Origin of the sequence: Methanosarcina sp. UBA289 (genome assembly GCA_002496565.1) — an archaeon.
GTDB lineage: Archaea > Halobacteriota > Methanosarcinia > Methanosarcinales > Methanosarcinaceae > Methanosarcina.
This window is the reverse complement of the sequence record DAKJ01000018.1, coordinates 247329-270712: the sequence shown is the minus strand read 5'-3', so window position 1 is coordinate 270712 and position 23384 is coordinate 247329. Positions and strand designations below refer to the sequence as shown.

The window sequence follows — 23384 nt, the reverse complement described above, 5'->3', positions numbered from 1 at the left end:
TGTATCCATGCGAGTATATGAAAGTCCGTTGATTAAGGTAAATGCCAGTACAGAAAACGAAAAAATAGTGCTTGATGCAGAAGGTCCTCTTTCCCAGCTTGCAAAACCCATCCTCAAGCGTATAAACAATATTTTTGCGGAAGAAAAACCCATTTCAATGGATGAAAATGAGATTATTTTCTCCACATGGATCCCGCCTATTCCTGGGCCTATTTTCAGCCGTGTGATAAGTGCTGAGATTGCAGCTATCCGAAAAAAAAGAGTTCCTGACCAGTTCTCAATAGGAATCACTGCTCGCTGTCCCAACCGCTGTATTCATTGCGGAGCAGCTGGTATCAAGCCAGAAAGGGAATTGACCCTTGATGAAATCTCAGGAGCTGTAGACCAAAGCCTGGATCTTGGTTCTTATCTTATTTCTTTCGATGGCGGGGAGACAATGCTCCGGAATGATCTTGTTGAAATGGTAGCCAGAGTAGATAAATCCAGGGCAATTGCCACCTGCTTCACATCAGGTTTCAGGCTTTCCGAAGAAAGGGCAAGAGAGCTTAAAGCCGCAGGTCTATACGCTTCAAGAATTAGTATAGACAGCCCGTTTGAAGCCGAACATGACCGTATTCGGGGTCGAGAGGGGGCATACAAAGACGCAATCATTGGAATCAAGAATGCGAAAACTGCCGGGATCCTCACTGATATGTTTGTGGTCGTTTCCCCTCACAATATTGACGACCTTGAGGAATTTTATAACCTTGCAGTTAATCTTGGAATGCATGAACTCTCTATCTATGAGATTATTGCAGTAGGACGTTGGCTTGATCACGAGGATGAGGTAATAGGGGAAAAGGATGTCTCTCGGCTCGAGAAATTCCAGAAAAAGATGAATGCTAAACCTGAGGGTCCCAGAGTCACCGCATTCCCGTACTTTATGGGTCCGAGTCTTTTTGGGTGTTTTGCAGGCAGAAGATGGATACATGTTGCTTCGGATGGAGAAGTAATGCCGTGTGCCTACACTCCGCTCTCCTTCGGAAATATCTGTGAAGAATCCCTGGAAGCTATCTGGAAGCATATGGGTAAGCATAATGCCTACAAAAAGGATAATTCCGCTTATTGCATGATGCGCAACCCTGATTTCCGGAAGGAATATATTCATACAATACCTCAGGGCGCAAAGATCCCTTACAGGATAAAATAACATTCTTTATGTTATTTTTTATTTTATTTTTTAATTGTCAGTGTGGAGAATAAGTATTTTCAGGGATTATTTTCTTAAAACTCTCCTTTTTCTCTGATAATGAGTTTATTTTCCTAATCTAAATATTTACTACTGATATCTGCATACCAGATCCATACTTCTTCAGAGCTTGGATAGAAGTCAATTTTAGAAAGTTAGCTTTTGAATTGCTTGATTTTTCTCGAAAATGGATTTATTTATTAAAAAATTTTATAGCGTTAACCAAACGAAATAACTTTCATTTCGTGCTTAAAAAATCCTTGATATCCTTTTATTTGGAAAAAAAGAAGCTAAACTGGCTTGTGTAATATGATCCATTTATAATTTTTCAACTGATTTTAATAGAATTTTGAATATACTCTACAGATTTTACTCAACTCATTCGGGTTGCGCTTCACATTTTATTTTTGAGCATTTTATCTGAAATTTTTCAGTACTTAATTATATTTCACTGTCAGTATCTAATTATTTTTTACTGTTATATTTAATCTTTTTCATTTTACTCATATATCTTGCTATTTATAATTATTTTCTTCTTAAAAAATTCTTATACTCTATATACATCATGATTTTTCATTATAGTTCTTACACTCTTCTTTGATAAAACCGAAGCTGTTATATAGTTCTTTTGCGAAGGATTTGTTAACTATCTCCATTGGAGTAGGGATTTTTAATTATTAATTTATATATTAAATTTTGAGAGACGGAGATTCACATGGCTAAAAATGAAATCTTATCTGAAATAAAAAAAGCAGAGGGAAGCGCTAAATCAATGGTTGACGAAGCCATTGAAGCTAAAAGCAGGCGTATCTCCGAAGCTCGGGCTGAAGCCAGGGAAATCCTGAAACAGGCCGAAATCGATGCACATAAAGCTGCACAAGACTCTTTTAAAGAGGGTGAAAAAAAGATCCTGGAGGAAAGAGATAAGATCATAAACGATGGTGAAAAAAACGCATTAGCCATGTCCCAAAAAGCTCAAGCTAACATCGACAAATCCGTCAATTACCTTGTACAGGAGTTTGAGAGGGCGGTCCTTAATGAGTAGACCTAAAGAGATGACAAGGGCCGTTATTGTCGGGCACAAAAGCATTCTAAAAGAAACCATCGATGCATTGCATGATACAAATCTTTTTCATATCGAAGATTTTGTCGAAGACGAGTCTGGTTTTAAGATCAGCAAGCCATTTAAAAACGGAGAAGAAGTCTCTAAAAAGCTTGTGAAGATCCGCTCTATCGCCAATTATTTGGGGATTGAAAGCAAAAAACCGGTAGTTCAGAAATCTGACGCTGTTCTGCGTGAACTTGACTCGAAGTTAAATGAACTGGACAGGACAATTTCAGCTAAAACGGAATCTATTTCCCAGCTTGAAAATGAATTAAAAGATATGGACTCCCAGAAAAGGGAAATCCTGCCTTATCTGTCCATTGATCTTGACTTTGAATATTACCGTGGCTACGAAAGCCTCAAGGTTTTCGCGGGCACTTTAAAAAGTAACCTGGAAGCAAGTCAGATTTCAAGTATCACCCAAGCTTACGAACTGTACTTTGACCCTCAATCAAAAGCAGTGGTACTGTTTGTAGCTAAAAATGATGCCGACAAAGTTTACGAATTACTTCAGGGTCTTGGATTCAAAGAGCTTAGAGTTCCGGAAAGAGGTGGTGTCCCAAGCGAACTTTTAAGATCCATTGAACAGAGAGAAGCCGAAGTCACCAGAAGGATCGAATCCTTTAAGGGCGAGATCGAGTCCTTGAAAACAAGGTACGCCGATTTTATCCTTGCAAGCGACGAGGTTCTGAGTATCGAGAGTCAGAAAGCAGAGCTGCCTCTTAGAATAGCTACATCTGAAAACGCGTTCATAATTGATGGATGGACTCCCACCGAGAGTTATGACAAACTTGTCAGTGTAGTTAACAGTGCCACTAAAGGCAAGGCATACGTCACTAGCCTCGAAGTCCACGAGGAAGAAGAAGAAAGTGCCCCTGTCGAGTACAACAACTCAAAAGTTGTGGCACCGTTGCAGCAGGTTATGGATCTGTACTCTAGGCCTAAATATACTGAAATTGATCCATCCTCAGCGATTTTCATTACCTTCCCGCTGATCTATGGAATGATTCTCGGAGACATCGGATACGCATTGATACTGGGAACAATTGCACTGGCTATCAAGAAGGCAATGAAGTCAGATGCAGTGAATGATCTCATGAATATTCTCATTTATTGTCAGATCTCAGCAATTATCTTTGGAGTTCTTTATGGTGAGTTCCTTGGATTCTCGCTTGCGAGCTTACATACAGTACATGGAGTAACGCCGGGCTTGATTCCAGGTTGGGAAACTATCACTCTCTTTGAGAGTATTGGAGGAGAAGAATTTACTTTCCCGATTCACAGGTCTCACATGGTAATGACTATGATTGGACTAAGCGTTTTTGTCGGACTGCTTCACTTAAATCTTGGGTACCTGTTCGGATTTTCAAACATCTTAAGGCACCACGGGATGAAACACGCTATTCTTGAAAAAGGCAGTTGGATGATTATTGAGCTTGGTGCAATCCTTGCAGCAGCTGGTTATCTTGGCGGTTCAGCATTGATGTATGTCGGTGCTATTGTTCTTGTTCTGGGAATTGTGATGCTCGCCATGGGCGAGGGTATCGCTGGTGTGGTCGAATTGCCATCTCTTATGGGTAACGCTCTCTCGTATGCCCGTATTATCGCAGTCGGTCTATCTTCGATTTATATCGCAGGTACAGTCAATGACATCGCCTTCGGAATGATCTGGTCTGATCATTCTCAGATTGGTTTCGCAGCCGTAGCTGCAATTCTCGTATTTATACTCGGACATGGCCTTAACACTGTTCTGAGTATTATCGCTCCCGGACTGCATGCACTCAGGTTGCAGTATGTAGAATTCTTTGGAAAATTCTATCAAGGCGGGGGCAGAAAATTCAACCCATTCGGATATATAAGAAAATACACGGAGGAATAAAAACATGGTAGATGGAGCAACAACAGGTCTTTTTCTTGACGCAGCAGGAATGAAAGCACTCGGTGCAGCAATCGCAATCGCAATTACTGGATATGCATCTGCAATAGCTGAGAAAGATATTGGTACAGCAGCAATCGGCGCAATGGCAGAAAACGAAGGATTATTCGGTAAGGGTCTGATCCTTACTGTCATTCCAGAAACCATTGTTATCTTCGGTCTCGTCGTCGCACTGCTTATCAATTCTGCTTAAATTTAAGAGCTCCCGCTCTTAAATTTCTTAGAGCATTGCTTTTAAGTCTTTAAGTCTACCTGGACTTTTTTCTCGTCAGGCAGACTTAAAGCGGTTGTATGCTCTAAGTTCCCCCTTAAGTATCGTTGCACTCTAAGCAGCTTAGAGTTTTTTTCTCTAGGCTTTAGAGCACTTTTTTGCTCTAAATTTATTTGGAGGTGTAAGCATGGGACTAGAGATCGTTGTAAAAGACATCCAAGAGGGTGCAAGAGCTGAGGTTTCCCGTATAAAAGCCGAAGGCGATGCAAAGGCCTCCGAGATCATAAATGAAGCTAAAGAAATACAGAAAAAAATGCTCGGGGATAGCCTAGCTAAAGCGGAAGAGGACCTCCAAAATCTGCACCAGCAGGTCATATCAAGTGCAAATCTGGAAGTGAAAAGAATTACGCTTAACAAGCGTAAGGATCTTCTAGATAAGGTTTATATCCAGACAGTTGAAAAAATCAAGTCAATGCCGGCATCCAAAAAAGAAGAGCTGTTGAAATATATTCTCAACAAGCACGAAGCTAGTGGTGCTAGAGTTTACTCTTCTAAGGATTCAGAAGATATTGTCAAGAAGTTAACTTCTCTATCTTACGCTGGCAATATTGATTCGATTGGCGGAGTTGTTCTGGAAAACGAAGATGGGACAGTCAGGTTAGATTTCACATACGATTCAATCCTGAAAAACGTGTATGAGCGTTCATTGAAGCAGATATCTGATCTATTATACGGGTGATGTTCGATGCGGCTTTTGGAGAGACTCTGGGGACAAAAACCCTCACGAAAATCCGATAAGAAAAAAAAAGGCACTTCTAACTATCCTTATGCCGTAACCCGTGTCCGCGCTATGAAGAGCAAGCTGCTCCCTAAAGAATCGTATCCCCGGCTTCTTAATATGGGGATTGATGAAATTACCCGCTTTATCCAAGAGTCTGAATATAAAAACGACGTTGACGAACTGGCAATGAAATATAGTGGTGGCGATCTGGCAGAACATGCATTGAACAGGAATCTTGCGCTCACCTATGATAAGTTGGTAAGAATCACCTCCGGAGAGTTGAATTACCTGATTGTCGCATATCTGAAAAGATATGACATCTGGAACATAAAGACACTTCTTCGTGGTAAAATCTACAACGCATCTGCTGAAGATATCATGGAGTCTCTGATTGCTGCCGGGGAGTTTACTTACACTTCTATGTCAGAACTTGCAGCAAAGGCCACATATCAAGAAGTCATTGAGGGCTTAAAATATACCGAGTATTACCCCTTGCTGCAGAAGTTTGACGGAACTAACCTGGCATACGTAGAAAACGAGCTTGATAAGTTATATTATACAATCTTGTTTGAAGCAATCGGAAAACCAAGATCTAAGGATCGCAAGCTCTTTGTTAAAGTTGTCAGATTGGAAGTAGACGTTAAGAATTTAATTAACCTTTTCAGGCTGAAAAAAGCAGGAGTTACGCAGCTCGACGAAATCATGCCTCTCATGATTGAAGGCGGTCTTGAGTTAAAGCCCGAGAAACTGGCGTCTCTCTCATATGACGAATTTGTCAATGAGCTTCAAAGAACTCAGTACTGGGATGCAATTTCGGGCGTTACGGGTCCGGATATAACTTCTTTGACTACTCTTGAAAGCAGGCTCACAAGATATTATCTTGAATCTTCAACCATTCTTTCGCATGTATCTCCGATCTCAGTTGTACCTATTCTGGACTATATTATTCATAAAAATAATGAGGCTACTAATCTCCGGATCATTTTCAGGAGTAAAGAAGTTGGCCTCAATGATGAGTTAATCAAAGACCAGTTGGTGGTTATCTAATGGAATTAGCGGTGATCGGAAAGAGCGAGTTTGTTACAGGATTCAGACTGGCTGGTGTCAGGAAGGTTTATGAAGCCGCGGATATCGCGGCCACTGAGTCCATTGTAAAATCTGTGCTTGAAGATAAGAGTATCGGGATTCTTGTAATGCATAATGATGACATTGGTAATCTGCCGGAAATTCTAAGGAAAAACTTGAATGAGTCTGTCCAGCCTACAGTAGTAGCCCTGGGAGGCAGCGGATCAGGCTCGAGTTTAAGAGATAAGATAAAACAAGCGGTAGGTGTTGATCTGTGGAAGTAAAAGGTGAAATTTATCGTGTGGCTGGGCCTGTCGTCACCGCTATCGGCTTGCAGGCAAAAATGTATGACCTGGTCAAAGTCGGTAATGAAGGTTTAATGGGTGAAGTCATCCAGATATTGGGGCCCAAGACCATCATCCAGGTATACGAAGAAACCGCAGGCATCAAGCCAGGAGAACCCTGTGTATCTACAGGTATGTCTCTGTCCGTGGAGCTTGGTCCGGGTCTTCTTTCCAGTATTTATGACGGTGTTCAAAGGCCTCTACACGTCCTGCTTGAGAAGATGGGTAACTTCATTCAGAGAGGTGTCAGCGCAGATGGGCTTGATCACAAGAAACTCTGGGAGTTCAAACCCATTGTCAAGAAAGGCGACATCGTAAAAGGTGGAGAAGTAATCGGTGTTGTACAGGAAACCGTGAATATTGAACATAAGATCATGGTGCCTCCTGACATCTCAGGTACAATTGCCGACATTAAGAGCGGAAGCTTTACGGTAATAGATACAGTCTGTACCCTTACTGATGGGACCGAATTGCAGATGATGCAGAAGTGGCCTGTCAGGAGACCCAGGCCTGTAAGGGCAAAACTTACTCCAGAAAGGCCTCTGGTTACAGGACAGAGAATCCTTGACGGTCTTTTCCCTGTAGCAAAAGGCGGAACTGCTGCAATTCCCGGACCTTTCGGATCTGGAAAGACTGTTACTCAGCAGCAGCTTGCAAAGTGGAGTGACACTGAAATTGTGGTTTACATCGGTTGTGGTGAGCGCGGAAACGAAATGGCAGACGTTCTTAGTGAATTCCCAGAACTCGAAGACCCGCAGACCGGCCGTCCACTGATGGAGCGTACTGTTCTTATCGCTAACACTTCAAACATGCCTGTGGCTGCAAGAGAAGCATCTGTGTACACCGGAATTACCATTGCAGAATACTTCCGTGACATGGGATTAGATGTCTCCCTTATGGCAGACTCCACCTCAAGGTGGGCAGAAGCTATGAGAGAAATTTCCTCACGTCTGGAAGAAATGCCTGGTGAAGAAGGTTACCCAGCATACCTGTCTGCAAGACTTGCCGAATTCTACGAGCGTTCCGGTGTTGCAGAATCACTTTGCGGTGAGAAAGGTTCCATTACTGTCATTGGAGCAGTATCTCCACCTGGCGGTGACTTCTCAGAGCCTGTTACGCAGAATACCCTGCGTATCGTGAAAGTGTTCTGGGCTCTCGATGCCAAGCTATCTCAGAGGCGTCACTTCCCGGCTATCAACTGGCTGAACAGTTACAGTCTGTACAAGGAAAGCCTTAACGACTGGTTTACAGACAATGTGGCTCCTGACTATGTGGCTCTGAGAGAAAGAGCAATGGAAATGCTTCAGACAGAATCCGAACTGCAGGAAATCGTGCAGCTCGTAGGTTCCGACGCTCTGCCAGACGATCAGCAGCTTCTGCTTGAAATTTGCCGTATGATAAGGGAAATCTTCCTGCAGCAGAATGCATTCCACCCAATAGATACCTACAGCCCCTTCTCTGAGCAGTACAGGATCATGCAGGCAATAATGAAGTACGGAGATGCTGCACAGGAAGCTTTGAAATCAGGTGTTCCAGTCTCGGAAATTGTCAAGATGTCGTCCAAGGATGAGCTTCCGAAGGTTAAGTTCGAGGAGAACTTCGATGCTGCTATGAATGCTGTACTGGCAAAGATGGATAAAGAGTTTGCATCCCTGAGAGGTAGGTAAGCATGGTAAAAGAGTATAAGACAATCACTCAGATTGCAGGACCTCTTGTCTTTGTTGAAAAAACAGAGCCTGTAGGCTATAAAGAAATCGTTACTATCAACCTTCCTGATGGAACAACCCGAAGAGGCGAGGTGCTGGACTCATCTACAGATATTGTCGTTATCCAGATTTTTGAAGGTACTGGTAGTCTGGACAAGGAATGTGGTGTAGTCTTCACAGGGGAAACCCTGAAGCTCCCTGCATCCATCGATCTCCTTGGAAGGATCCTTTCAGGTTCAGGAGAACCTCTTGACGGCGGGCCCAGGATTGTGCCTGACCAGCTTCTGGATATCAACGGAGCGGCAATGAACCCATACGCCAGGCTGCCTCCAAAGGATTTCATTCAGACTGGTATCTCCACAATCGACGGAACAAACACCCTTGTCCGTGGACAGAAACTGCCTATTTTCTCAGCTTCAGGTCTCCCACACAACGAAATTGCTCTGCAGATTGCAAGACAGGCGGCTGTGCCTGGATCAGAAGCGGCTTTCGCAGTAGTTTTCGCAGCAATGGGTATTACCAATGAAGAAGCCCAGTACTTCATGAGCGACTTCGAAAAGACCGGCGCTCTTGAAAGGGCTGTGGTGTTCCTGAATCTGGCAGATGACCCTGCTGTCGAACGTATTGTCACTCCTCGTATGGCTCTGACTGCAGCTGAATATCTGGCATACGAACACGGCATGCACGTTCTTGTTATTCTGACCGACATTACTAACTATGCAGAAGCTCTCCGTCAGATGGGTGCCGCCCGTAACGAAGTTCCTGGCCGTCGTGGGTATCCTGGTTACATGTACACTGACCTTGCAACTCTCTACGAGCGCGCAGGTATTGTAAAGGGAGCAAAGGGATCAGTTACGCAGATTCCAATTCTTTCGATGCCTGGTGACGATATTACCCACCCGATTCCTGACCTGTCCGGGTATATTACTGAAGGACAGATTGTGGTTTCAAGAGAATTGCATAGGAAAGGTATCTACCCACCAATTAATGTGTTGCCATCCCTATCAAGGCTGATGAACTCCGGTATCGGAGCAGGCAAGACCAGGGAAGACCACAAGGCAGTTTCTGACCAGATGTACGCAGGTTATGCAGAAGGGCGTGACCTGAGAGGTCTAGTGGCTATCGTCGGTAAAGAAGCTCTGTCTGAGAGAGATATCAAGTTCCTTGAGTTTGCCGACCTCTTCGAACAGAAGTTCGTTACACAGGGCAGAAACGAAAACAGGACAATTGCAGATACACTGGATATTGGATGGAATATTCTTGCACACCTGCCTGAAAACCAGCTGGGTAGGATTGACAACAAGTACATCCAGAAATACCATCCTGCACACAGAAAGGGTCAGTGATTACCATGGCTCAAGACGTAAAACCAACTCGATCGGAGCTAATCGAGCTCAAGAAAAAAATCAAGCTCTCTGAAAGTGGCCACAAGCTCCTTAAGATGAAGAGAGATGGTCTTATTCTTGAGTTCTTTAAGATCCTTAACGAGGCAAGGAACGTCAGAACCGAACTGGATGCTGCCTATCTAAGCGCTGCAGAAAAAATCAATCTCGCCTCTGCTGTAAACGGAATGGTTGCGGTCAAATCAACCGCTTTTACAGCGAAGGAATCTCCCGAAATCCAGCTTTCAGGCCACAACATCATGGGTGTCGTGGTGCCAAAAATCAGTTCTACAGGCGTCCACAAATCTCTCATTGAGAGAGGTTACGGTATCGTTGGGACAAATTCATACATTGATGAGTCTGCAGATGCCTATGAGGTCCTGGTAGAAAAGATTATAACGGCAGCAGAGCTGGAAACTACAATGAAGAGACTTCTTGATGAAATCGAGAAGACAAAAAGGCGTGTAAATGCTCTTGAATTCAAAGTGATTCCAGACCTCATTGCAACCATGAAGTTTATCCGCTTTACTCTTGAAGAGATGGAAAGGGAGAATACGTTCCGGTTGAAGAGAATCAAAGCAAGAACTAAATCTTGATTTGAATATGGCAGCGTGTGATGATCAACCTAATCTGGTTGAAAGAGCAGTATTTAAATTAGCTGAACCCAAAAACCAGGCCCGCCTATTGCAGGTGGCCTGGAGAATTTCTCTTCTTATGATGGTTCTGGGGTTCATCATTATAATAAGAACAATTAATCCAGACTTTCTGTGACCTGAATTTCAGGATGATTCATATCCTGAATTCAGCCACAGATTTCTGTTTTTAGTCGAAATTGTTCCATTTAAGATATTATTTCTATGCTTATTTTTAACAAATGTCCTTATTTTGGTGTAGTTAGATTGAAGTTTGCATGTCTTCTATGCTTACAATCCGCAGTTGAAATCTTAATCCACTTCTTATATTGTTGGACACTTTTATTATTTAGAAAGCTATTTTAACGACAAACAGTAATCTCTAATTTATATGCAAAACGAAGCAAGGCTTCTCCATATTACTGGTACTGTACAGGGAGTAGGTTTTCGCCCTTTTATATATCAGCTTGCAAAATCTCATGGGCTTTTCGGATACGTGAAAAATCTGGGAAATTATGTGGAAATCCTCATAGAGGGGAACCAGGAAAGCCTTGACAATTTTGTTGGAGATCTTCCGAAAAAAAAACCTCCTCTTGCCAAAATTACAGAAATAAAAACAAAAAATGTTCCGTTTTCCGGATATTCTAAATTTATTATTGTGTCCAGCGAATCCGGAGTTTTTGAAAACTCAATAATTCCTCCTGATACGGCAATTTGTGAACAGTGCAGGTCTGAGATTTTTGATCCTTCTTCCAGATATTACCATTATCCCTTTACAGTCTGCACAAACTGCGGGCCCAGATATACAACAGTCCGAACTCTTCCTTATGACCGGGAAAATACGACAATGGTAGATTTTCCTCTTTGCCCTGAGTGCGAAGCCGAGTATACTGACCCTCTCAATCGTAGATACCATGCCCAGCCTGTATGCTGCCCAAAGTGTGGGCCAGAGATCTGGCTTTCGGATTCCAAAGGAAATGTCTTGGCAAAAGGGTATGAAGCAATTACTGAGGCCTCGGCCCTCCTCCAGCAGGGTTCAATTCTTGCTATAAAAGGATTTGGAGGCTTCCATATTGCCTGTAATGCACGAAAGGAGGAACCTGTAAAGGAACTTAGAAGACGGTTAAGACGTCCGGAACAACCTTTTGCGGTTATGGTAAAAAATGCTGCTGTTGCAGAAACCTTTGCAGAACTTGAAGGCGCAGGCAGGGAATATTTAACTTCCCACCGCCGGCCTATTACCGTGCTTCCAAGGTCAAAGGAACCCAGTCTGGCAGAATCGGTTACTCCTGGCCTGCACAATATAGGGATCATGCTTCCTTATACAGGCACGCAGAATCTGCTTTTTGACTGCGTACATGATGCTGCATATGTTATGACTTCAGCAAACCTTCCCGGAAGGCCTATGGTTGTCGAAAATAACGAGGCACTTGAGAAACTTAAAGGGATTGTCGATTATTACCTGCTGCATAACAGGGTTATTGCAAATAGAAACGATGATACTGTTATCCGGATTGTGAATGGAAGGGCAGCATTTATTCGGCGTTCCCGGGGCTTTGTGCCTGAACCTATAGAGTTACCTTTTGAAGTCGAAGCTTCTATAGGAGTGGGGGCTGAAATGAATTCTACGGTTACTGTGTCGAAAGGAAAGCTTGCCTATATCTCTCAGTATATAGGAAATACCAGTCATGTGGAAACTTTCAGGTATCACTCCGAGGTTGTCAGGCACCTTATCCGACTTACCGGAATCGAGCCCCTTTATTGGGGCTGTGATCTTCATCCTTCATTTAACACAACTCGCTTTGCACTAAAAATGGGAGGGGAGAATACCCTTCAGGTTCAACATCATCAAGCCCACATGTTGGCTCTTATGGCTGACAACTCGCTACCTATCGATTCTCGAATTCTCGGAATTGCTCTTGACGGAGTAGGATATGGCGCTGATGGTACCATCTGGGGAGGGGAACTCTTTGAATCCTCTTACTTTGGATATGAGCGCATCGGGCATTTACTCCCTCAGCCGATGCCAGGGGGAGATCTTGCCTCTAGGGTACCTTCAAGGATGGTTCTGGGAATCCTTTTTGAGAAACTTGGAAGAGCTGAACTGGAAAAACTCCCTCTTGAGTTCCCTCAAGGATCTATGGAGTTCTCAACAGTAATGAAACAACTTGAAACTGGAGTTAATGTTGTCCGAAGCAGCAGTACAGGACGAGTACTAGATGCAGCGGCTGCCTTGCTCGGTATATGCAAGATGAGAACCTATGAAGGGGAACCGGCAATGAAACTCGAATCTGCCGCAACGAAGAGTACCCATGTCGTAGATCTTCCTGTAGTCTTCAGAAAAGAAAAAGCCTCCGAAGTTCCTGTACTTGATACCACCGAGCTTCTTTTGGGGGTATATGAGCTTTCCGGCAAGTATTCTCCTGCTGATCTTGCTTTTGCAGTTGAAGAGAACCTTGCTAGGGGAATTTCTGAACTTGCCATCTCGCTTGCCACAAAAAAGGGGCTTGAAAAGATAGGTCTGAGTGGTGGAGTTGCTTATAATAATCACATCACTTCATGCATTGCAGGAACTGTTACAGAAGCAGGTTTTGAATTCCTAGCCCACCGCCAAGTTCCTTGTGGAGACGGATGTATTTCATTTGGGCAGGCTCTTGCGGCAGGATTGAACATAAATACCAGAGAATAAGTTTTAAAAGCTTTCCTATCCACTTCTCTCTCTATTTCTTAGTAACTATGTTTATTTTTTCATTAGAAAGTTTGGATTTAGAAACTTTCCAGCATTCCTCTACTCATTTATTCTTTTTTCGTAAATCTCGTGTATTAATATAATGATTATACTGAAATTTGATCAGAAAAACTGAAATACAAAATTAAATAAATGATACATGCTTAGATAAGAAAGGGAGCATAAATGGGGCTAGGTAGTGTACGCATCAGAGTCGTAACAAGCAGGGATGAGATTCCCGGCCTGGAGGCAGAGGAAAAGGCAGTACATCTTGCTTTTAGACCTTCGGACCGAGATCTGTTTAGTCTGGTAAAGACATGTCCCGGGATAGAATTGCTTCAGCTTCCCGCATCTTCCTACGAAGGACTTTCTAAATTTATCAAGATGTACCTCACTTCTTCAGGTATTCATCTGATAAAAGGAGATGTCAGCGGGCACTGGCACGATCTTAATAATTATTTCGTAATACCTGCTTACGTGCTTGAAAAAATAAACGAATTAAAAGTTCAAGGAAGAACCGAGGAAGAAATAATTGGTGAAATTATAAATATAAGAAAAATTAGCCCTGATATGATTCTGCACTTGCTACATAGCTCTTTTCTGCCTTCAGGCCCGGAGCGGCCACGAATGAACAAAGTTTAAATATAATAATTCTGGCTTACTTCTTCAGGTGGCTTACAGGCGTTTCCACCATTTCCTTGAGGCTTTCTGTTCTTCTATCTGTCTTAACCCCTCAGATGCTAATTTCTGCTGCATCCGGTATTTTCGATTTTCCTCACTAACTTTTGAAAATGCTTCTTCTTTGCTTGCTAGGGTTCCTTTTAATTGTTTTATAAATTCTTCCTTTTCTCTTAGCTGGACTGCCAGTTTTTCTTCTCCTTCAATGGCTGAGAGCTGCTTCTCAAGCTTTTTAACTTTTTCTCCAGTTGTAGCAAGCATACTTTCCATAGTGTTTATTTTTCTTTCTTTCAAGGCAAGTTTCTCTTCAATTTTCCTCATCTCCCCGGCCTTTGTAATAACCTCTTCAGCCAGGGTCTTAAGATCTTTATCTTTTATGGAGATACTTACCTCAAATTCTTCTATTTCTCTTTCTTTTGCTGAGAGTTCTTCTGTAAGGGTCTTTATATTTTCCACTTTTTCCCTTAGTTTTTCAGTAAAGCCCTCGAGCTCCTCTTCTTTTTCTATGAGCCTGGACTCAAGACGTCGGGCTTCTTCACTCTTATCAGTAAACTTTTCTTGAAGGACTTGCAGTTCCGAATCCTTTTCGAGAAGAAAGTTTTCACGTGCTTTAAGCTCTATTTTTAGCCTGCCTATTTCTTCGTCTCTATCTGCAACCTGCTCTTCAAGTTCTTTTATTTTCTGGATTTTTACTTCAATCTCTATTTCCATATTTCTCAGTTCAGTCTGCTTGCTGTCAGGATGAAGATAAAATGAATTTATTCTTAGACTTTCTTTATTCTCTTCTGCGCTAAAAGTCGGAGAAATTTCGTTTTCACTTTCGCAAGTCTTCAATTCTTTTTCCTCTTCGAGGAGACTGATCTGCCCTCTTGTGTTTTCACAAATCTCAGCCCAAGCAAGGACGGAAGCTACCGCATTTATTCTCTTAAAAACCGCATCGCCTACCTTGCAGTCATAAACTTTGCTGGCAATATAACCCTCAAGGGTATCTAGGCCAAGATTTGGGTCTCCTAATCTCGAGTTTGTTGCGTTTCCCTTCTTTACTTTCCCGCCGTTTTCCTTTATACAGTTGACGGATTCTGAAAAAATATTCCAGGGTAAGAATGGATCTTTTTTTAGATTGTCAACGTAGACTCCATCCGCTTCGGATCGGGCTTCAAAAAATTGCTTCCCGCTCATCAGCGGAATCTTTGCCGGATTTCCTTTCTTATCAAATTGATTTTTTATTTTTGAGATAACAGGATCTTCCATGCATGAGCCTCTTCAAAATGATACCTGAAGTATATTGAATATGTCATTTTATAAAAGTTGTGTGATTTTACGCTTTACAGAATAAGGAAAATTAAAAAAATAATCTCTTCTTTTTCTTTTTCAAAATCAATGCCTTATTGAAAAATCAACTACGTTGATTCTGTAAACGACCTGATAAAGAATCAGTAGTTCAGCTTTTTTAAGGGGCTGTTCGCAGAATTCACGAGTTCTCTATTCAAAGGATCTTTCTCTTTTCTCTATCCTTTCTTTTTTATTCTGGGCTCTTTTGAAAAACAGCTCTTTAATTTTATGCCTATTACTTGATTTATTAAATAATAGTGATTTTTTAATACCTTTTTTATTTTAGTAGGTAACTTTCATTTTATTAAAGATCTGCGCTTTTTCGATGACGGTTACTATATCTATTTTTGAATCTTATACTAAATTGCTTTTATGAGAACCCAGGAAGATCCGGATCGTTTCCCAATTATTTTTCGTACGCATTGTAAGTTCTTGAATCTTTAAATGTGGAGTATTAGTATAATTTTATGAGGTGTCGAAATGGAGGATTTGCCGGAAGAAGTCCAAGGATTAATCGAAGAACTAGATGAAGCAGCAGAAGATGAGGATCTGGATAAAATCGAAGATCTTACTCAGAAGCTTTTGAAAACGGGAGTTGATCTGGAAGCAATCACTCTTAAAAAACTCTCTTTTCTCGTGATGGAAGGTGAGGAAGAAATGGCTCAGGGTTGGACAAGGGTGGCAATTCAGGTTGGTCTCGATCCCTTTAAGACCCTTATCGAGGGACTTGCTGAGGGCATGAACCTCATTGGTAAGAAATACGAACAAGGAGAAGCTTTCGTTCCTCAACTTCTGATAGCTTCAAGTGCAATGTATAGTGGTATGGATCTTCTTGAACCTTATCTGAAACGGGAAAAAGGCCACACTTCAAAGCCTGTGACTGTTGTTATCGGTACTGTTGAGGGTGACGTCCATGATATAGGGAAAAGCCTTGTAAAAACCCTGCTAAGTGCAAACGGCTTCAACTGTGTTGATCTTGGAAATGACGTCCCTGCTTCAAAGTTTATTGAAGCTGCAAAGGAAAATAGGGCAACAGCGATCTCCATGAGCACCTTGATGACCACTACTATGGCTGAGATGCCAAGGGTTATTAAAATGCTTAAAGAAGAAGGCATAAGGGATAAAGTAATGGTGATGGTTGGCGGTGCTCCGGTAACAACAGAATATGCTTCTCAGGTAGGGGCAGATGTTTCCCCCCATGATGCAGCTAGTGCAGCAACCTGGTTAAAGTCATCTGTCAATGATTTCCCGCCTGAATGTGAAAGATGGAATTGAGTACCTATATGTTTTGTTTTCAGGAATACTTATTCTTGCTTCAAATATTAACACAAAAAGAAAAGGAGATAATAAATGGTAGCTGAGATGACCTCAAAAGAAAGGGTCCTTGCAATGCTTAACAGAAAACAGGTTGACAGGATTCCTGCGATTACAGGTTCTACCATGGTCAAGGAATATATCGAGAAAAGCGGAGGTTCCTGGCCTGATTACCACTCGAATGCAGAGATGATGGTCAATACTGCAGGTCTCATGCATACAGATGCCGGGCTTGACAACGTTGTCGTGCCTTTTGGTATGTTTATAGAGTCTCATGCTCTTGGCCTTGATGTAAAAATGGGAAGAATCGATATCCAGCCCTCAGTAAGGAGCTTTTTCAGTAAGCCAGAAGAGGTAAAATACGACAACTTCCTCGAAGATAAGTATGTGAAGACTACCCTTGATGCTATTAAGCTGGCAAAAGAAAAATTCCCAGATGCAGCTATCACTGCTTTTCTCGTTGCTCCCGTAACACTTGCAGGCGACCTTATGGGAGCTGAGAATCTTTCCATGCTTAGCATCAAATGTCTTCAGAAGGAAAAACAGATGCAGAAGATGAAGGAATGGATCTCTGTTGCCCTCGAGATTAACAAGATTTATGCTAGAGCCTGTATTGAAGCCGGTGCAGATGCTCTTTATTATTCAGACGCATCCGCGTCCCCTAATCTGGTAATGCCTGAGTTCTACTATGAAATAGGCGTTCCAGCGGAAAAGGAGCTTGGAGATTTTGTTCACTCCCTTGGTTGCCCTTGGGAACTTCATATTTGTGGGGATACTACTCCTATTGTTGAAGGAATGTCAGCTACGGGTGCAAATTGTCTCAGTGTTGAGCAGGCAGTCAACATGAGTGAAGTTACAAAGATTGCAGGTGAAGTTCCTGTTGTTGGAAATCTTACTCCTCTACTTATGGTAGAAGGCACGGAAGAACAGATCACAGGAGCAGTTAGGAAAGCCCTTGATGGTGGAGCAAAGGGAAGTATGCTTGGTTGTGGAACTCCCCCTCTCAGCACTTCTGACAGGCTCAAAACCTGGGTCAAAGCTGTAGCTGACTGGTCAGCAGAAAAACTCTGATCAGGTTCTATAAGATTTGAAAACGGCTGTTTCAAAGATAATAATTATCAAAGTATTATCGGGTTTTCATCCTGAAAAAAAGTGTCTAAATATCTGGCTTTTCCTTTAAAGGATGCCTGAAATTTAGATGCCTTTATCTCATTTATTATTTTTATTTACAGCTCTAGGGAGCGATAGCTATGGGAATAAATCAAGATCAAGTGAGCAAAGTAATGAAATATCGCTGGGTAGTATTTGTCATTTTGGCTCTCGCATATTTCTTCGTATATTTCCACCGTGTTTCTACTTCAGTAGTTGCATCTGATATTATGAGTACATTCGGAGTCGGAGCTGCATCTATAGGGCTTCTTGGTTCTGCTTACTTCTATGCATATACTGCAATGCAACTTCCAAGTGGTATTCTTACTGATATCTGGGGTGTCAAAAAGACTGCAGGCGTTTTTACGCTTTTGGCTGCCCTGGGAGCTATCCTTACAGGTGTTGCATCTAGCTTCACAATGGTTCTTCTTGGAAGAGTACTCATCGGAATCGGTGTAGGAATGGTCTACATTCCCGTAATGAAGGTTCTTGCAATCTGGTTTAAGAAAAATGAGTTTGCCTCTATGTCAGGAGTTTTACTTGCAGTCGGAAACATTGGTGCTTTGAGTGCTGCAGGTCCTCTTGCAATGATGGCTGCTTTCTTCGGAGACTGGCAAAAGGTCTTCTTGATGCTTGGGATCTTTTCAGTACTACTTGCAATTGGTATTTTCACGCTTGTAAAAGAAAAGCCTGAGGATATGGGCTGTCCTTCTATTGCCGAGATTGAAGCACAAGAAAAAGGGGAAAACTATGTTGCTCCAAAGGGTGTTTCAAAGGTCCCCATGGGAGAAGCTCTCAGGCAGACTTTCAGCGCTGGAATGAAGTTCTGGCCCATTTCAATCTGGTTTTTCTTCATGTATGGGAGCCTTATGGTCTACCAGGGACTTTGGGGAGGGCCCTTTTTAAGGGACGTACTTGGTTGGGACAATGCAACTTCTGCAGGTATCCTTTCCTTAATTGCAGTTGGTATGATCTTTGGCTGCCCGATTGCCGGTTACCTTTCGGACAAGGTGCTTAAGTCCAGAAAAAAAGTCTTGATTGCAGGTACAGCTGTTTATATTGTACTCTGGGGCGTAATCTGGTCTCAGGCAGGAAACATTACAAGTACCACTGCTTATATCCTTATTCACTTCCTTTTCGGGTTCTTCGGTGGTTTCTTTGTTGTCTCCTATGCCCAGGTTAAGGAATGGTTCCCTGCATCGATCGTAGGAACCTCAACAGGTGCATATAATATTTTCCCCTTCCTTGGTGGGGCTATCTTCATGACCATAACAGGGAAGATGATGGAAGTTCCTAGCGGGACTACCGCTTCCGTAGCCCAGTATAAGTCTGTTTGGCTTCTTATGTTCGCATGCATGATTTTTGCATTCCTCTGTCTTCTGGTCTCTAAAGAGAAAGGTTCAGAAGAAGCTGCAGTACCCGTAAAAGTTAATGATATAAACGAAGCATCTGCAAGTACGCAGAGATATAGGTGAAAGTTAAATGACTTTAAATCTTCAGTACTTAAACAAAGTCTCCAGTACTTAAACAGGTCTTCCAACAATGTAAAAACTCAAAACTCAAGGTAAATTGCTCTTCGCTCAATTTGTAGGAATAGCTACTTTCCCAAAAGTATAAAATTGAAGTAAAGGAATGGTTCCTTATTACAGATACTATATCCGTGTAATAAATAAATCCAGTCCTGTAAAATAAGTGTGAATTCAATCCTGCAAAAAAGCGAAGAGTTTTATTTACACTTTATCCTTTCAGGATAAGGTTGATTCTTCCTCCTAAGAAGAAAGTGAACTTAACTATGTAAAGATGGATACAAAATTAAACGCTGGTGGCAGTTTCTATAATTTTATTTTACAGGAACTGTCATTATATTTCCTATTTTATTCTCCAAAAATTAGTCATAATATCTATTGTTTTTTTGCAGCATTTATTTTTCTATTTTCAAGTGCCTATCTAAGTGTCTACGTAAGTATTTGTCATTTTGAGGTTTCGCCATTCTGGACTAATTATCTATTCATCTCTGATTATTTTTTTTCATAAAAGACCTCTTTACAAATTCGGGTATCAAAAATTTCAATTTGGTTTCTAAGTTGAAGGAAAGTTTTTAAGTTTTACTTAATATAAAAAAGATACTATCTTCTGTCTTAATGTTTTATATTATTTTTGATCACACAAAAATAATAATCTTTTTAATATAAGATCTCCATATTAATTTGTAAATATTGGATCTGTATATATATTCTTTATTATTAAAATTCTTGACTATTTTGTTATAGAAATTCATGCCGTTGCTTTATTGCGTTTGAAGTTATTTCGATTTGAAGGTCATTTATAAACTCTGGTGATTGAGATTGGACCCTTCATGCCTAATAAAAACAATCTTCTTCTCTGAAAAAAGAAAAAATGTACTGGTTCTATTGTTAAGGGAAGGACCTAAGAAAATAGATGAAATCAAGGATGCACTTGATGTTAGTTCAAGTGCATTGATGCCCCAGATTAAGAAGCTTCTTAAATGGGACCTAGTTACTTACGATTCCGCAGAGGATGTATATAAACTTTCAGATATGGGAGCTCTTATTGTTGAAAAAATTGAAGAGTTCCTCAATATTGTAAATATTTATGCGGAAAATCATGAATACTGGGAGACACGTGACCTTAGTGAAATCCCCTATCATATGAGGAAGCGGATTGGGAATCTGACGCACTGCGAACTTCTGGTAGCTGATCGTGATTGTCTTTTCGAATTCCATCCGACTTTTGTTGACAATCTCATTAATTCTAAACATATTATGATGACCAGTTCTACCTTCCAACCTCAGACTGTAAGTCTGTTTTCAAAACTTCTCAAAAATAATTGCAAAATATCGGTTGTATTTACTGAGTTGATTTTTTATAAATTTCTAGATGATTTCCCTGAACAGTTTAAATGTTTCTTGTCTCATGAACATATGAGCATTTCCATTCGTAGTGGGCATATTGGACCGCTTACTCTTGTTGTCACGGATACCTTTATGGCCCTCTGGCTTTTTGACAAGAAAGGAAGGTTTGATGGGACTACTTTAATAAGCTACGAAAAAAGTGCTCTTAAATGGGGCCAGGAACTTTTTACTTATTATTCCAGTATCTCAAACATGGTTTATATCGACCATGATACCGAAAAAATGGAAGTCACCGGATACAATATTACAAAGACCAATATGTTTTGATCTGTTAGCTTTTGAAGTTTTATCGGGACATTCTGGAGTCGATTCATTTTTTGGATTCTCTATTTTGTTCCAATCACTCTTGGGTCCTTTGTTCTTTTTCCTTTTCCTGAATTCCTTTTCCTTCTTTTTCTTAAGTTTCTACCTCATGATAGTAGACCTATTTATTTACAAGCTTAAAGAAAATTTTAACTTTGGGTATAATTTTTAATATAGATTAAAATTAACTTTCTTATAAAATTCATGCCATTTTAATAAAAGCTTACTTATTTGACAAAGGGTAAATCCTTAAACCAAAGTTCTATTATTTAATAAAAGTTAAATTATTAATAAATGTCAAATTATTGATAAATACTAGTTTACTTTACAAAAGTTAATCTATTGGATATTAAACTTGCCCTGACCTGCGTAAAATAAATTATCTCCTAACAAAATTCTGATTTTTCTGCTAATTCCTTCTTCAAGTTACCTGCAAAATATTCTTAAATATTTCGTTAAGTTTCACTAAAAATACTGTTCCACATATTGATTTTTATTGCCTAGATTGAAATCTTGCAAAATTCCTGAAAGAACAAAAATAGATGTTCTTTTTAAATGATTCCGGTAATTATAGAAAAATATTTAATGAAGAATTTTTTACTATCAAGTGAAAAAAATAGATAAATCTGGAGGTTAAACTTTGAAAATAAGGGTTGTGAGTTCAAGAGAAGAAATCTTTACACTGAATCCAAATGAGAGAATAGTGCATCTGGCCTTCAGGCCTTCAAACAAGGATATTTTTTCACTGGTTGAGAACTGTCCTAAGATTGAGGTCATACAGCTTCCGAAATCTTACAGGCGCACCGTCTCAAAGTCCATAGAAATGTTCCTTGAAATGCAGCGTATCCAGCTCATAGAAGGCGATGTATGGGGCCACAGGAAGGACATAAACGAGTACTACCGTATTCCTTCGTCAATAATTGAAGAAATAAGAGAACTGAAAATTGAAGGAAAATCCACTGAGGCTATTGAGGAAAAGGTCTCAAGGGAAAGCAAACTTAATCCTGAGATGGTTGCTTACATTATTAGAAAGGATGTTACAGCCTGAAAAGATGAAGCAGTAGCTTTAACTTTTCCTCATTTTTATTTCTTTTTACGTTTAGTTTCCTTTATTCTATGTTTATGTTCTTATTATAATCCCACTTCTTCTGTAATCTAATCTTCTTTAAAATATTTGCCTTTTTATAATCCCGTTCTTCCGTATTTTTTTACTTTATTAGCTTCCCAAATTTTGTTATTCTATTCTTTTTAATACTTCAAAATTTTTATTATCCTTTTATTTATTTTATTCCTTTATTTTCTAGGGAAACACTTTCCAATTTTTTGTGTACGTTCATGGTACAAACCAAATCGAATAGGATAAACTCTATGTTGAGTAATCTATAAAATATTGTATAAAGTAGGTTATAACTATTTATAGTAGTTAAATTTTTGAAGATTGGAGAGACACTAGTGCCGATAGGAATATAACTTTCCCGTGATGATATAAGTTGTGAGATTGTTAGTTAGCATTAGTTTTACTGTGTAATAACTCGCTACCAGCATTACTGGAAATAAAATAGCGTAGTACAATAGGTTCATGGACAAAATGGAAAATTTAGGAAATACATCTATAATGAGGAAGTTATGAAAAATCGCATGAACTAAATATATTCCATAAGAGTATTCTCCTATTCTTTGCAGTACTGGAATTTTGGGCTTAAATAGTAGTATTAGGTACAAACAAAGCATAAACACACATATATGGAGTACGTGTGTACTTATCAATGTCAGCTGGTAATAATAAGGAATAGACTGTGAGAACTGTGTATTACATCTTGGATCTACACAAAGAAACATAGAAAAAAACGGCAGGCTGATGATTAAAACGCTTATTAATATAACTTTTTTCAACGACAATCTCTCTAAACTTTGGCATACTTGCTTATAATTATCGTTTATATATATTCCGAATATGAAATATATCAAATACTTAAACGGAGTGTCGAGTGCAAATCCGAATGAAGGTATAAAAGATCCCAAGAAATACATTATTAGTATGGACGAAAAAAGTGCTGGGAGTGTATATCTTTTAAAACTTTCTTTTATTATTTCGTAATAAGCAATAATTGCAGGGTAAAAAATATAAAATGTCAATATCATCTTAATATACCAAAAATGACCTGCTGCGTCGAAATTAAAAATACTAGTAATTAATAAATCCAATGTTATAGTTGGAAGTAAACCTAAGTGTGAATTTACTACATAGTAGATTACTGAGAAAATGAGATAAGGAATAAGTATAACCATAAATCTTTTTTTATAAAAATCCTTCATTGGCAATTCTAATTTATATTTATTGTATAGAACAAAACCAGATACGAACACAAACATTGGTACAGCAAATCTGACTAATTCTTCGATATACATAAGAGAAAATGTCAATCCTGTAAGTTGTTTTACTCCAAGAGTATCGTCAGTGGTATGTATAATGAGTACTGCTATAATTGCAATAGCTCGTAAATAATCAATTTCTGTGAACCAATTCTGATTGTTTTTATTCACAACGAATTCTCCT

The 23384-nt window shown here is 40.2% G+C and carries 19 protein-coding genes; 17 read left to right on the top strand and 2 right to left on the bottom strand.

The annotated features are described in order from the left end of the window. Positions 1-7 precede the first annotated feature (7 nt). The 12 genes from BP549_RS09060 (at position 8) to BP549_RS09005 (ending at position 13760) form a co-directional block, all read left to right on the top strand. Positions 8-1189 carry a radical SAM protein gene (locus tag BP549_RS09060; RefSeq protein WP_292379961.1) on the top strand — a complete coding sequence of 394 codons (1182 nt, stop codon included), beginning with the start codon at positions 8-10 and terminating at the stop codon, positions 1187-1189. A gap of 754 nt (positions 1190-1943) precedes the next feature. Continuing rightward, positions 1944-2273: an ATP synthase archaeal subunit H gene (ahaH, locus tag BP549_RS09055; protein WP_292379959.1), complete on the top strand. Its 330-nt coding sequence runs from the start codon at positions 1944-1946 to the stop codon at positions 2271-2273. Beyond that, complete coding sequence (locus BP549_RS09050) at positions 2266-4212, top strand: V-type ATP synthase subunit I (protein WP_292379957.1); 1947 nt, start codon at positions 2266-2268, stop codon at positions 4210-4212. The genes ahaH and BP549_RS09050 overlap by 8 nt, the downstream gene beginning before the upstream one ends. Positions 4213-4216: 4 nt before the next feature. Further along, positions 4217-4462 carry a V-type ATP synthase subunit K gene (locus BP549_RS09045; protein WP_292374052.1) on the top strand — a complete coding sequence of 82 codons (246 nt, stop codon included), beginning with the start codon at positions 4217-4219 and terminating at the stop codon, positions 4460-4462. 205 nt (positions 4463-4667) lie between these two features. Beyond that, complete coding sequence (locus BP549_RS09040; RefSeq protein WP_292374050.1) at positions 4668-5219, top strand: V-type ATP synthase subunit E; 552 nt, start codon at positions 4668-4670, stop codon at positions 5217-5219. 6 nt (positions 5220-5225) lie between these two features. Beyond that, the gene (locus BP549_RS09035; protein ID WP_292374048.1) at positions 5226-6308 is read left to right on the top strand and encodes a V-type ATP synthase subunit C; all 1083 of its coding nucleotides are present in this window, start codon (positions 5226-5228) and stop codon (positions 6306-6308) included. Next, positions 6308-6610 (top strand): V-type ATP synthase subunit F, encoded by a 303-nt coding sequence (locus BP549_RS09030; RefSeq protein ID WP_292374046.1) that lies wholly within the window; start codon positions 6308-6310, stop codon positions 6608-6610. The genes BP549_RS09035 and BP549_RS09030 overlap by 1 nt, the downstream gene beginning before the upstream one ends. Then, a complete protein-coding gene (locus tag BP549_RS09025; RefSeq protein WP_292374045.1) occupies positions 6601-8337 on the top strand; it encodes an ATP synthase subunit A in 1737 nt (578 codons plus the stop codon). Before BP549_RS09030 ends, BP549_RS09025 begins: the two co-directional genes overlap by 10 nt. Before the next feature lie 2 nt (positions 8338-8339). Beyond that, positions 8340-9722: an ATP synthase subunit B gene (locus tag BP549_RS09020; RefSeq protein WP_292374043.1), complete on the top strand. Its 1383-nt coding sequence runs from the start codon at positions 8340-8342 to the stop codon at positions 9720-9722. Between the two features lie 5 nt (positions 9723-9727). After that, a complete protein-coding gene (locus tag BP549_RS09015) occupies positions 9728-10354 on the top strand; it encodes a V-type ATP synthase subunit D (RefSeq protein ID WP_292374042.1) in 627 nt (208 codons plus the stop codon). A gap of 427 nt (positions 10355-10781) precedes the next feature. Further along, positions 10782-13079 (top strand): carbamoyltransferase HypF, encoded by a 2298-nt coding sequence (hypF, locus tag BP549_RS09010; RefSeq protein WP_292379956.1) that lies wholly within the window; start codon positions 10782-10784, stop codon positions 13077-13079. 225 nt (positions 13080-13304) lie between these two features. Further along, positions 13305-13760, top strand: a complete 456-nt coding sequence (locus BP549_RS09005) for a DUF1699 family protein (protein ID WP_292379953.1) — start codon at positions 13305-13307, stop codon at positions 13758-13760. A 33-nt stretch (positions 13761-13793) separates the two neighbouring features. Here BP549_RS09005 and BP549_RS09000 read toward each other — a convergent pair whose 3' ends face one another. Continuing rightward, complete coding sequence (locus BP549_RS09000) at positions 13794-15047, bottom strand: chromosome segregation ATPase (RefSeq protein ID WP_292379950.1); 1254 nt, start codon at positions 15045-15047, stop codon at positions 13794-13796. 561 nt (positions 15048-15608) lie between these two features. Here BP549_RS09000 and BP549_RS08995 point away from each other — a divergent pair. The 5 genes from BP549_RS08995 (at position 15609) to BP549_RS08975 (ending at position 21875) form a co-directional block, all read left to right on the top strand. After that, complete coding sequence (locus BP549_RS08995; RefSeq protein ID WP_292379948.1) at positions 15609-16403, top strand: corrinoid protein; 795 nt, start codon at positions 15609-15611, stop codon at positions 16401-16403. Positions 16404-16478: 75 nt separating this feature from the next. Further along, positions 16479-17513 (top strand): uroporphyrinogen decarboxylase family protein, encoded by a 1035-nt coding sequence (locus BP549_RS08990; RefSeq protein ID WP_292374032.1) that lies wholly within the window; start codon positions 16479-16481, stop codon positions 17511-17513. Between the two features lie 179 nt (positions 17514-17692). Then, the gene (locus BP549_RS08985) at positions 17693-19066 is read left to right on the top strand and encodes an MFS transporter (RefSeq protein WP_292379944.1); all 1374 of its coding nucleotides are present in this window, start codon (positions 17693-17695) and stop codon (positions 19064-19066) included. Positions 19067-19936: 870 nt separating this feature from the next. Further along, entirely contained in the window at positions 19937-20791 is an 855-nt protein-coding gene (locus tag BP549_RS08980) for a helix-turn-helix transcriptional regulator (protein ID WP_292379942.1), read from the top strand. A gap of 676 nt (positions 20792-21467) precedes the next feature. Then, positions 21468-21875, top strand: a complete 408-nt coding sequence (locus tag BP549_RS08975) for a DUF1699 family protein (protein ID WP_292379939.1) — start codon at positions 21468-21470, stop codon at positions 21873-21875. 401 nt (positions 21876-22276) lie between these two features. Here the strand turns inward: BP549_RS08975 and BP549_RS15880 are convergent, their stop codons facing one another. Then, a complete protein-coding gene (locus BP549_RS15880; protein ID WP_394339075.1) occupies positions 22277-23371 on the bottom strand; it encodes an acyltransferase in 1095 nt (364 codons plus the stop codon). Positions 23372-23384 lie beyond the last annotated feature (13 nt).